A 13,153-nucleotide genomic window follows, 5' to 3' on the forward strand; every position below is an offset into this window, starting at 1 on the left:
TTAAACCCACTTTCTATTTCATTAAATTCCTTTTAAATACTGTTTATTATTTGTGTAATGAATAAGATCTTTGAGTTTCGTTTTTGCTTCGGGATTTTCTTTTATAGGCTCTTCGAAAAGTGCAATTAACTTACTTTTGCTGACTTCCGTTTCAGTGCGGGTTTTGATGTCACTTAAATCAATTAAAAACCCGGAAAAGAAATTTGGAATATCCCTTACAATCTGGGTGTTCAAAAAATTGGTTTCGTTATAAACACGATGTAAATTTCCTGCCGACTTCTCAATAAAAAAAGCAGCATCTTTGAGATTTTTAATCGATGCTGATTTTTCGCAATGCTGAATACAGGACTTGTCCAGCATATTTTTTGCACATCCGGTAACCTGCTGAAATAAGCATTGCCGGCTCGTCATCAATACAACAGGATGATAAATACTATAAAAAAGATCAAAATCGTCAGGTTTTTTAATGCTTCGAATTTGAGTTCTACTCAATTCATTCGATATAAATGCGCCGGCACAATTAAAGTTTTCTTTTAAACTCAGCAAGCTAAACGAATTTACGGTATTCAAAAACGGACCTGCTATCCACCTAATTCCACTTTTGTAAGCCGCATAAGCAATTCCGGTATTATTGGTTACAATAAATTCAGAAGGTATGGTTTCAAGAAATTCTACTGCAGCATCATAATCGTCACCTATTAAAACCTCTGGAAACCACGGAATTAATTTCTCATTTTCCCGGAATAAATCCACCAATTCGTTGAAGCTGTTTTTAACTCCATTCGGAAGCTGGAAATAGAAAACAGCATTCGACTGTTCGCAGAGCGCCACATCTTCTTTCGAAGAAATCAGCACCGAAAGCGTAGGCTCTTTTTCAATTTTCTCTTGTTTTTTAAACACCGGAACGGCAACCGGGGCATACATTTCTTTCGAATCGTTTAAGGTAACCAGCAACTTCTTTTTTAAAGCGGTAAGTTCTTTAAACGGAATATACATATCGCCACTAATTCCGTCTATATTCAAATGCTCAATGAAATATTCTGTTTCGTTTATGGCTTTTAACCTTTTTAAAACCATCTTTTCAGTCAATGCCTCAACTCCATTTTCGGCCAGATTAACTTCTGATGAAACAGCAAACAACGCGTCGGGCTTTTCTACCTCAATTCTTAATAGCTCTCCCGCTTTTCCCGAAACTGTAATCTTTAAAGGTATTTTTCCAATACTAAGTTGGTCAATCTCCTGCTTAATCTTTGCTCTGGTATCTGCCTTCTCGTCGTACAATTTTAGTTTATCCGAAAAAGAATAATCGTTTACCTCCTCCAGTCGCTTACTGCTGTAGCTCATCGGATCATCAATAAACATATCCTTGCCAATTTTCCCTTTCAAATAACCATTCGAAAAATCGCGGTTAAACACCCTGTACAACTCACTGTCATCATCGAGCAGAAGACCATTTTCAAGGAAAGACTGAATTTGTTTTCGCCAGGAATCCACAATGGTGTACACATATTCAAACCCCTTTATCCGACCCTCAATTTTTAACGATGCAACTCCTGCATCATGCAACTCTTTCAGGTTAAAGTAGGCTGAATTATCTTTTAAATTAAGTGGGAAATTATTACCGTTTGCGGTAGTTAAATACTTATCTCTGCACGGTTGACTGCACTGACCGCGGTTTCCCGATTTCCCTCCCTGCACCGAACTCATGTAACAAATTCCCGAAAAAGAAATACAGTATGAACCATGCACAAACACTTCGGTTAAGACATTGTTTTCGGCACCAACTGCAGCCAATTCTTTTATTTCGCTAATAGCTAACTCGCGCGACAAATTAACTCTCGTTGCACCTAGTTTTTGTAAAAAAAGTACCTGCCCTTTATTGTGTGTGGTTAGCTGGGTTGAGGCATGAATCTTCAGGCTTTTAAACGATTTATTGATAAGATCAAACATCCCCAAATCCTGAATGATTACACCGTCCACGCCGGTATTAATCAGTTTATTCAACAAACTTACAAAGGCAGCAATTTCGCTTTCAACAATAATTATATTTAGCGTTAGAAAAACTTCACAATTATGTTTGTGCGCCAGTCTTATAATACCCTGCAAATTTTCGAAGCTAATGTTCTCCGACCGGTTTCTTGCATTAAATTTCTCCAGTCCGCAGTACACGGCGTCGGCGCCTGCAATAATGGCCGCTTTAACCGAATCCACATCTCCTCCAGGTGCCAGTAACTCTATTTTTCGTCTCACGGTTTAATAATAGTACTAATTTGTGGCTTCACCAACCCCACCCATCTGTAAGCAGCTTTTCTTATTCTGGCAAAGGCAAAATTCGCAGTTTGCCGGAAATGACTATAGCGCGAATGGGAGCTTACAGCTTTTCTGAAAAGGGAACTATTAAACGCCCGGATCAAACTGCACTATTGCTTATTGGGTCGACCCATTGGTGCTTTATTAGCAGAAATCGATTGAACGTTCACACCATTTTAATTGTGGCTAAAAAGCTCGTATATTTAGGTTTGCAGCTTGTAGCATTAAACACTATTTTTGCAGTCGATTAAGAAAAGGCTATGCAAAACATTTATCCAAATAATTTCGAAGCAAAAATTGGTTTCGACCGCATTCGTGAAATGCTTACCAACAAGTGCATCAGCACGATGGGAGAAGAGTGGGTGCAAGAAATGCATTTTCAAACTTCGTATGGCACCATTTTGCAACAACTGAATGAGGTGGATGAATTTTGCAGAATCATTCGTGAGTTCGACAGTTTCCCGGCCACCCACTTTTACGACCTGCGCGAAGCTTTGCAAAAAATCCGATTGGAAGGTCGTTTCCTCGAACCGGAAGAATTGTTTGATTTGAAACGTTCACTGGAATCGGTGCGGGCAATTGTTAATTTCTTTTCGAAACAGGAAGAAGAAGTTTTTCCAATACTGAAACAGAAAACATCGCGGGTACAGGTATTTCCATACATATACGACCGTATTGATGTCATCATCAATAAATTTGGGAAGATACGAGACAACGCATCGCCGGAGCTGGCACAAACGCGCCGCAGTATTTTAAACATGCAGTCGAGCATGTCGAAACGTTTGCATGCCATTTTAAAACAAGCACAAAAAGATGGCTGGGTAGACGAAGATGTTGCCGTTTCAATTCGCGACGGGCGCGCTGTAATTCCGGTTGCTGCAGCCAACAAACGCAAGCTAAAGGGTATTGTTTACGATGAGTCGGCCACCGGAAAAACATCGTATGTAGAGCCTAACGAGATTGTGGAAATGAACAACGAAATCCGCGAACTGGAATATGCAGAACGCCGCGAGATCATGAAGATTCTCACCAATTTTGCCAACGATATCCGTCCTTATCTCGAAGAACTGACCTACTCATACGACTTCCTTGGAGAGATGGATTTTATTCGTGCTAAAGCTTTGCTGGCCGTTGAATTCGATGCCATCAGACCGGAAATAAAAGAGGAGCCAGTAATTGAATGGTATCACGCCATTCATCCGCTGCTTTTAAAAACATTAAAAAAAGAAAACCGGAAAATTGTTCCGCTCGATATAAAACTCACCGACGAAAAACACATACTGTTGATTTCGGGTCCAAATGCCGGTGGTAAATCGGTTTGTTTGAAAACAACCGGATTGCTGCAATACATGCTGCAATGTGGCTTGCTTATTCCGGTAAATGAAGCCAGCCGTACAGGCGTTTTCGAACAGCTTTTTATCGATATCGGCGATGAGCAGTCGATGGAAAACGACCTGAGTACTTACAGTTCGCACCTGATGAACATGAAACATTTTGTGCGTAATTGTAATGAGAAGACACTAATTCTAATTGATGAGTTTGGTACAGGAACGGAGCCGATGTTGGGGGTGCCATTGCAGAATCTATTCTGGATAAATTGACTCAGATTCGCACCTTTGGCGTAATCACCACCCACTATACCAACTTGAAACACTTTGCATCGTCGGCCGATGGAATAATTAACGGCGCCATGCTTTACGATTCTCAACACATGAACCCGCTGTTTAAGCTGGATATTGGCAAACCGGGTAGTTCGTTTGCTTTTGAGATTGCACGTAAGATTGGATTGCCGGAAGATATTTTGGAACAGGCTACCGAAAAAGTAGGAAAAGACCATATTGATTTCGATCGCAACCTGCGTAAAATTAACCGTGATAAACGCTACTGGGAAACCAAGCGAATGAAAATCCGCAAAGTGGAAAAGATTATTGACGACACGGCAGAAACTTACGAGTCGGAATTACAGGAAATTCAGAAACAGCGTAAAGAGATTCTGAAAAAAGCCAAAGAAGAAGCTGATACTTTGCTTAAAGGTGTAAATAAACGGATTGAAAACACCATTCAGGAAATTAAACAGGCCCAGGCAGATAAGGAAAAAACAAAAGAAGCACGGGCAAAATTGGGTGATCTGAAAAAAGATGTCGACCGGAAAACAACGGGCAACAATACACAGATCTCCAAAAAGATGGAGAAATTACGTCGGCGTGAAGACAACCGAAATAAACACCGCCCCGATGAAGCGAAAAAACCGGTTACCAAAGAAAAGCTGAAACAAAGTATTGAAATGCGCCCCGGCGATAAAGTGCGTTTAAAAGGACAGGATACTGTTGGCGACCTTATTGAAATTAATGCGAAAAATGCAGTGGTTGCCTTTGGCCAGTTGATGACCACAATGCCAAGCAAAAACCTGGAGCGAATTAGCAACAACGAGGCTAAAAAGCTGGATAAAAACCGTGGCGGACGTGCGTCGGTTCTCTCGGAAGGTTTCTCTGAACGTCGATTGAGCTTTAAACCTGAAATCGATATTCGTGGACAAAGAGCTGATGAAGCCATCTCGAAAATCACAGCGTTTATTGATGAAGCAATAATGTTTGAATCGGGTCAACTTCGAATTCTCCATGGAAAAGGAAATGGAATTCTGCGACAAATTATTCGCGAATACCTGCGCTCGGAACCCATGGTGCGCAGCTACAAAGATGAACATGTAGATTTTGGCGGTTCCGGAATTACAGTGGTTAATTTAGCCTTGTAAAAAAGCGTTATAAGCAACCTTGCCATTAAAACGTAAAATTTAAATATCCGCTCTGTGTCATATTGCTTGTTTTTACGTCATGCTGAACTAGTTTCAGCATCTCTTCTGCAATGTTAATCTGCATAAGAAGAATGGGCCCCTAAAACAAGTTCTGGGAGTCGTTCTAATCTATGATTCATTGCGGACAATAAAAAATTTAAATCAGCGTATTCTGCAAAATCTGCGAGAAACATTAATATGAAAACCAACTTCAAAGTAATAGCATTCGATGCCGATGATACCCTTTGGGTAAACGAAACATTCTTTCGCGAAACGGAGGAAAAGTTTTGTGCACTACTTTCGGATTTCAGCACCTCCGACGAAATCATGGAAGTGCTGTATGTCACCGAAATACAAAACCTGGAAAAATACGGTTATGGCACCAAAGGATTTGTACTTTCAATGGTTGAGACGGCGTTGAAAATTACCGGCAATAAAGTACCACAGGAAATTATAGAGCAAATTATTGAACTCGGCAAAACGCAAATCAATCAACCGGTAGAATTGCTCGACGGCGTTATTGAAACACTGGAATATTTGCAGCAAAAAGGCTTTAAATTAATTGTAGCTACCAAAGGCGATTTGCTCGATCAGGAACGAAAACTGCAAAAGTCGAAACTGGAGAAATACTTTCATCATGTGGAGGTAATGAGCAACAAAAAACCAGCTGATTACCAAAAACTAATTAAACATCTCGAGATTGCTCCACAAGGTTTTCTGATGATCGGAAATTCATACAAATCAGATATTGAACCGGTACTTCAATTGGGCGGTTTTGGCATCCATATTCCTTTTCACATTACCTGGATTCACGAACAAGTGGAAGAAGTGGAAGATCATCAGAACTGGACCAAGCTAACAAACATAGCTGAAATAAAAACGATTTTATAAAGTACCTCGAAGCATAATAATTCGCTCATATTGTAAAGGTTTAGTTCCAAAGTTTAATTATTTTTAGGATTCAACTAAACCAGCAACTATGAGACACCTTTTAGTATTTCTAGTTCTTATCGTTTTATTTTCATCCTGTTCCCACAAACAAAACAAAACAAAACCCAATATCATTATTATTTTGGCCGACGATCAAGGTTGGGGTGATTTAAGTTGTAAGGGAAATACAAACATTGAAACACCAAACATCGATAAGCTGGCTGAAACCGGCGTTACTTTCGACCGGTTTTTTGTTTGTGCCGTTTGCTCCCCTACCCGGGCCGAATTGTTAACAGGGCGCTATCATGTGCGCAGTGGTGTTTGGTCGACAGGAGCAGGCGGAGAAAGAATGGATCTTGATGAGACTACCATCGCCGAAGTATTTAAAAATGCCGGATATGCTACCGCTGCTTATGGAAAATGGCACAACGGCATGCAGGCTCCCTACCATCCAAACTCAAGAGGCTTTGATGATTTTTATGGCTTTTGCTCTGGTCATTGGGGAAACTATTACAGCCCAATGTTAGAGCATAATGGTGAGATTGTAAAAGGCGATGGCTTTATCATAGACAACCTAACGCAAAAAGGGCTGAAATTTATTGAAGGAAACAAAGACAAACCATTTCTTTTGTATTTGCCATTTAACACACCTCATTCGCCAATGCAGGTTCCCGATCAATTCTGGGAAAAATATAAAAACAAAAATCTTGAAATGTTTCATCGGGACAAGGAAAAGGAAGACACGCTGTTTACCAAGGCAGCTTTGGCCATGTGCGAGAACATCGATTGGAATGTAGGTCGTATTTCTCAAAAAGTTGAAGAATTGGGATTGACAGAGAATACCATCATACTTTATCTTTCGGATAACGGCCCAAACGGATTTCGTTGGAATGATAACATGAAAGGGAAAAAAGGCTCAACCGATGAAGGTGGCGTTCGTTCTCCACTTATTATGAACTGGAAAGGAAAATTGAGTGCCGGTAAAGAAATCGGCGAAATTACCAGCGGAATAGATTTACTCCCTACTCTGTCCGAATTGGCGGGGATTGACGTAAACACAAAATATCCATTTGATGGCGTAAGTATAAAACCTTTACTAATGAATGATGCCCCGGAATGGCAGGATCGTATAATTTACAATTATTGGGGAGGCAAATTAAGTTTAAGAAATCAGAAATTCAGGCTCGATCATGAAAATAAACTTTTTGATATGGAAAATGATCCGGGACAGTATATCGACGTTTCGGAAAAGTATCCAAGTGAATACCAACAACTGCTTTCGGCAAAAACAAATTGGCAAAAAGAAGTAACAAGCGAATTGGACAGAGATGCCAAACGGCCTTTTACAATTGGTCATCCAAGTGTCTTTCAAACTCAACTCCCTGCTCGCGATGCAATTGGCCATGGAAATATAAAACGATCAAACAAATATCCCAACAGCACTTATTTAACGAACTGGATGGCTACTACCGATAAAATAACCTTCGATGCGGAAGTGCTCACCAGTGGCAATTATGAGATTGAGTTATTTTATACCTGCCCTGAAGAAGAGATCGGTTCAAACGTAAAACTCAGCTTTAACGAGTCAAGTGTCGAATTCAAAATAAACGAAGCCTATAACTCCCCATTATTGGATAACAGGGATGTTTACCCCGAATGGAAGGGTATGTAAAAGAATTTCACCGAAAAAAAGTTGGCACCATATACTTAGAAAAAGGAAAAGGATTATTGACCTTACAAGCCACCCTCATTCCCGGCAATCATGTAATGGATTTTAGGTTGCTTCTTCTTCGGAAAATTTAATTTATGATTAACTACAGGGTGGAGAATATTGAAAAATTCGTGGCCGAACTAAAAGAAGCTGATGTAACAATTTGCGACCAAATAGAATCATTCGAATACGGCAAGTTTGTCCATATTCTCGATCCTGAAAAGAACAAAATAGAACTTTGGGAACCCGTGGATGAGGTTTTCCATTCGATGTATGAAGGAAAAACCACAAAATAGTATCTTGCAGAAAATAGTAAAAGCATGAAGACAGGACTATTCTTACTACTCGTTTCGTCGCTACTTACCTTCGCCTTGCAGGTCTCCGGCTCTTCAACGCCAAGCGACACCACTTATATTTTTCTGAAAGATTATGGCTTAAACAAAACCAGGAAAAAGAATGCCATAAAACACTTCTACAAGGCTCTTGACGATTTAAAAACAGATCAGCCAAAAGTGCTTGTTTTTTCAACCGGCACCTACCATTTTTATCCTGATGGCTGCAAAACTAAGGTGTATTACGAAGCCAACACCGCAAATGAAAATCCTAAAACTTGTGCCTTTCATTTTGAAAATATAAAAAATCTTGTGATCGACGGGCGAGGCAGTCACCTCATTTTTCATCAGGAAATGCAGCCCTTTACTTTCGACAATTGTCAAAACATTACCCTCAAAAACGTTACGATTGACTGGGAACAACCTTTTATTGCCCAGGCCGAAGTCCTGCGAGTAACCGATCATTACATGGATATTGGACTCGACCCGAAAGAAACACCATATCGTTTAATTGAAGGCAAAATATTTTTTGATGTAGGTAATAGTCAATCAAATGAATGGACCAAAACATTGGAATTCGACCGAAAAGGCAGGTATATAGTTACTCAAACAGGAGACTCCCCTTGTTTGGGAGAAAATTGGAATGCCTACCACGGAGAACCTACTATGCCCGGAATTGTGCGTCTGCATTTTAGCTTTAAACGAAAGCCCCAAATTGGGAATTACCTCGTTATGCAACACGCCGAACCAACACATGCAGGTGTATTTATTTTGGAATCGGAAAACGTTACTGTCCAAAATACCAGGTTGTTCCATGCTGCCGGATCGGGCATTTTAGCACAGTACAGCAAAGACCTCACATTTGATCGATACCAAGCCATTCCTAACCGCGCTAAAAACCGGTACTTTGGTGGAGGGAATGACGGTTTGCAAATTGTTAATTGCCAGGGGAACATTCTTGTTAACAATTCTACATTTCACGGTTTGGTAAATGAACCTGTCAATGTTCATGGTATCAGCATACAAGTAAAAGAGGTGATTTCTGATAACCAGTTAGAATGTAGTTTTTTGAATAATACGAGTAAAGTCCAAAACTGGGGACATCCGGGAGACCAGTTGAGTTTTATAAATGGTGAGCAAGATTCGCCAAATGAACAGAACACGATTAAAACCGTTACTCCTGCTGGTGAGGAGCATTTTATACTTCTTTTTGAGAAATCGGTTTCCAATGCCATTAGTGTCGGAGATGTTATTGAAAACTTGAGTTGGACACCAAACCTGACTGTTAAAAACAGTCATTTCAAAAGTAGTCGGGCAAGTGGACTTCTTATCGCAACATCAGGGAAGGTAGTAATTGAAAACAACACTTTTGAATCAAGCGGGAGTGGTATACTTATAACCGGCAATACAGATAACCTGTACAAATCGGGCGCCGCAACTGATGTAATAATCACTGAAAATATATTTACATCGAAGTGCATTACAAGTTCTTACCAGTATAATGAAGCAATTATATCCATCTTCCCCGTTATTCGGGCGATAACCGAAGATATGCCAGCCTATCATCGTAATATCAGAATTGAGCAAAACCAGTTTTATCCCTTCGATTATCCCTTAGTTTATGCACTATCCGTTGATGGTTTGTCGTTTAATGATAACACGGTTACGAGAAGTTACGATTTTACTCCGCTTCATGATAGACTTTATACCTTCAGTTTTGAATATTGTAAGAGGCTGAATATTATGAATAATAATATCTCGGAAGACGTACTTGGGAAAAATATCTATTTGAAAAAGACAACTAATGACCAACTAAAAACAGATATGGAATCCATCTTTACAATAGAAAAGTTTTGATTGCTTAGTTACCCCTTCAGAAATGCTGATTAACACCGAAAAATAAACGGAATCGAGTCAGGACAGCGTTACTATCTGTTATATTGTTTTACTTTTACAACCGGACACAAAACCTAAAATATACCCGTTGTGCGGTTTAAACTGCCAGGGCATATTTTAAATTATTAATTGGTTTACCGTTCTTTAAATTAATGTATTGCAGTAAAGTCACCGAAGTAACTTTTGTGAGTATTCTGACTGACAATCCAATAAGTGTTTTGGCGTAATTACGTTTAAGCATGAACTGGTCGCAAAGTTGAGAAAACAATGTTTCGATCCTTTTTCTAAACTTTTTAAAAACAGGTGGGTACAAAGTGTAAGCTTTTTGATTAGCCCGCATGGGGGTTTCCAGTTTAACGTTGCAGGAAGAAAACAGGTCAATTTGCTGAGAACTGGATAAATATCCTTTATCTCCCAGCAGGATACAATTGTTTAGCCCAGAATGCTTTACCTGCGACAGGTAATGAACATCATGGACACTAGCCTTGCTTAAGTCCATACTATGAAAAACCCCGTTTGCAGAGGTAAGCAAATGAAGCTTGTAGCCGTAATACCAGGTTTTATTAACAGCAGAATAGCCTTTGTTTGGTGCTGTCTCAAAGTTTTCTTTGCAAATCCTGCTGCGTTGTTCACGGGCGTTCTTGCAAACAGGGATGGGAATCGAATCAACCAGGAAACAGTCTTCTCCTGCATTGAGAAAGCCGGCTACAGTCTTGTTCAATTCTTCGATAAAAGGATAAAGGCGTTTTCTTCTGCGGTTAAAGTTGCTTCGGTCGATTAGGTTGGGAAAATCATCAGCATGTTCGCTTTTGATTTTAGCCCACAAAAAAGCTTCGCTGTCGATTCCGAGTGACTCGCCAGTAATAGAGAACGCAATAATTTGACAATCAGACATCTTTGGGCGGTTTCTATACGAATAGAAATTATCGAAAGAGTTGATGCGATTTTTAAATACAGATTTGGTAATGAGAAAGAATCTGTCGTAATTTGATTTCAAGTTATGCATAACAGAAGTAAAAATGTGGTGTTTTATACTTCTAAGATATTGAATATCATGATTATGCATAACTTTTTTTAGTTATAGATATTAATAAGGTTATTAACAAATTAAACCGCACAACGGGTTAAAATATTTAAAATACTGTTTGGTGATCCATTTTCACATGGTTCTACTTTTTCAGTACACTTTTTGAAGTGGTTTGTAAACACAAAACCGTTCATGTTGATGAACGGTTTTTTTTATTCTTACCTATCTCCCATTAACTTCAAGTAAATTGAACTAACCTGGAAAATCATACTTAACATAATCTTGAGGTGAAATGAAAAAGAAAGGGTAGAACTTAAGGACGCTTTTTAGTGATGATTGATAATTTACAAACCCCTTTATACAGAACCAATCAAATTAGAAGTCGTTCTACCCTGTTATACAAACCCTATTTTTATTTTCCTAATTTGTACAAGGTTTAACAATCTGCAAGCCAAAAACACTTAATCACTCATTTTGTGACACTTAGCCGTGCCAAACTTTTTGTACAGAGTATCAAATTGGGACATTTTTCTCAAAATAGAAAGGAAGTGGTACCCACTTTACTGTAGACGATGGTAAATCCTCTTACCTTAATCAGATGAGCTAATATATTTAATAAAATAAAGAGGACAACACTAATGAAGTAAATTAATAAGACCACAAAACCTTTACCCCGGCTATTTCCGAATCACATTTATTGAAAATTCCGCTGGAGAGACAAAAAAACTATAATTTCAAAAGTTTCCAAATTGAATAAAGCAACAATACACAAGAAACAAGCTTTTGCAACATCATGCGCTCTCCTCAACCAGCAGGAAATCTCTTTTGGATATAATAACAAAAGGCAACTCAACAGTTGCCTTTATATATTTTCTTACGTCCTTGTAAGAAGTAAAGAATTGTGCCTTATTTAGATTGTTTGAGATTTAAAAAAAAAAAGAGCAATTTAAAAAAGCCACTCACTATTTTGTCTTCCCAAACATGCAACAAATCTGATTGATCCATCACATTTTAAAGTTACGAATTCAAAAATAAAAAACCTCGGTATTCCTCGCTATTTCAGCCTATTTCAGCAAACTGCCTAAGAACTACTCAGCATTTTGAACATCTCCCACAAGCCAACTTGATCGAGTTTTATCATCTCATTTTTGGAAAAAGAATGTGCGAAGAATGTGTTTTTGATTGGAGCAAAAAGAAAGGGCAGTTCAACAACTGCCCTTATTAATGTTAACCCCAAACACACAATAGGTCTGAACGACCTATCACTAGCAAAGAAAAGAATTCTTTTTTATTTACACAAGCATATGTGACTATTTCTGCCCATTTTCGGCAAATAACTGATAAACTACTCAGTAATTTTAACCCCCAAGTAGTACCTCTTATTATTTACATTAAGTGATATAAAAAGCCCCGAACAAATCCCCTGACTTTAATTCTCATGTGCTAATAGTTTTTGATTATCGCAAGCATTTTCCTGGCATTTCGTGCCTATGAGCGATAAACATTTAAAGCCTACAAAATTTGGCTAAAAAGAGATGAACTAGGTTCTTAATTATTCTTAAGAAAAGCATTTGACTGACGGGGTAAATAAAAAAGAAAGCGGTATGATTTTATGCCATTAGCGACCAAAAATTCTGGATCAATGCACCAAGTTGTATTTCCTATGCCACTTGCTCAGTATTTTCAATTCCGGAGTTTAAAATTGAATTGGTCAGGTTAAGACTATCGATGTAATTTACTGCCTCGGTGTACGATTGAATATCGCGTCGTACTTCTAAAACGGTAATGTCAGGATCGGGATTATCGACCATCTCGTTATATACAGGTGCCCTGAATTCTGCCTTGGGAATTATGACCTCTTCTTTGTGGTTGTATCGAAAATCATTATGGCGTGCAAAAACAAATTCCAGGTCGGTATTGTTAAAACCTGCTTCATAAAACCGGGCAAAGCACAGATATACTTTGCCATCTGGTAATCCGTAAAAATGCACCGGATAGTGGGTTGGTAGAAATGTCATGCTGGATTCGTGGATTAACTTGCTCAATGATTTCATAATGTGCGAGTTATAATGATTTTATCACACGCTAATATAATAAAAAATTTACCTTTTGCATACTCCCTCTTTTGTCAAAATGTTAAAAGATGTTATTAGCAA

At 38.8% G+C, this 13,153-nt stretch carries 9 protein-coding genes; 6 read left to right on the plus strand and 3 right to left on the minus strand.

Going from position 1 to position 13,153, the window contains the following annotated elements; genetic code table 11:
- Positions 1-21: 21 nt before the first annotated feature.
- Entirely contained in the window at positions 22-2,250 is a 2,229-nt protein-coding gene (locus G0Q07_RS14640; RefSeq protein ID WP_163347457.1) for a peptidase U32 family protein, read from the minus strand.
- Between the two features lie 320 nt (positions 2,251-2,570).
- On the opposite strand from G0Q07_RS14640, the gene G0Q07_RS20820 reads away from it, so the two are divergent.
- The 6 genes from G0Q07_RS20820 (at position 2,571) to G0Q07_RS14665 (ending at position 9,931) form a co-directional block, all read left to right on the plus strand.
- Entirely contained in the window at positions 2,571-3,911 is a 1,341-nt protein-coding gene (locus tag G0Q07_RS20820) for an endonuclease MutS2 (protein WP_246222907.1), read from the plus strand.
- On the plus strand, positions 3,908-5,062 hold the full coding sequence (locus tag G0Q07_RS20825; protein ID WP_246222908.1) for a Smr/MutS family protein: 1,155 nt from the start codon (positions 3,908-3,910) through the stop codon (positions 5,060-5,062). Before G0Q07_RS20820 ends, G0Q07_RS20825 begins: the two co-directional genes overlap by 4 nt.
- A 237-nt stretch (positions 5,063-5,299) precedes the next feature.
- Positions 5,300-5,992 carry an HAD family hydrolase gene (locus G0Q07_RS14650; RefSeq protein WP_163347459.1) on the plus strand — a complete coding sequence of 231 codons (693 nt, stop codon included), beginning with the start codon at positions 5,300-5,302 and terminating at the stop codon, positions 5,990-5,992.
- Positions 5,993-6,080: 88 nt separating this feature from the next.
- Positions 6,081-7,703, plus strand: coding sequence for an arylsulfatase (locus G0Q07_RS14655; protein ID WP_203532562.1), 1,623 nt, complete (start codon positions 6,081-6,083; stop codon positions 7,701-7,703).
- Positions 7,704-7,837: 134 nt separating this feature from the next.
- A complete protein-coding gene (locus G0Q07_RS14660) occupies positions 7,838-8,038 on the plus strand; it encodes a VOC family protein (protein ID WP_203532563.1) in 201 nt (66 codons plus the stop codon).
- 24 nt (positions 8,039-8,062) lie between these two features.
- Positions 8,063-9,931: a right-handed parallel beta-helix repeat-containing protein gene (locus G0Q07_RS14665; RefSeq protein ID WP_163347461.1), complete on the plus strand. Its 1,869-nt coding sequence runs from the start codon at positions 8,063-8,065 to the stop codon at positions 9,929-9,931.
- 136 nt (positions 9,932-10,067) lie between these two features.
- Here the strand turns inward: G0Q07_RS14665 and G0Q07_RS14670 are convergent, their stop codons facing one another.
- Positions 10,068-10,865, minus strand: a complete 798-nt coding sequence (locus G0Q07_RS14670; protein WP_163344491.1) for an IS982 family transposase — start codon at positions 10,863-10,865, stop codon at positions 10,068-10,070.
- A 1,793-nt stretch (positions 10,866-12,658) separates the two neighbouring features.
- Complete coding sequence (locus tag G0Q07_RS14675) at positions 12,659-13,051, minus strand: hypothetical protein (protein WP_163347463.1); 393 nt, start codon at positions 13,049-13,051, stop codon at positions 12,659-12,661.
- Between the last annotated feature and the right edge of the window lie 102 nt (positions 13,052-13,153).

Origin of the sequence: Draconibacterium halophilum, from assembly GCF_010448835.1 — a bacterium.
Taxonomy (GTDB): domain Bacteria; phylum Bacteroidota; class Bacteroidia; order Bacteroidales; family Prolixibacteraceae; genus Draconibacterium; species Draconibacterium halophilum.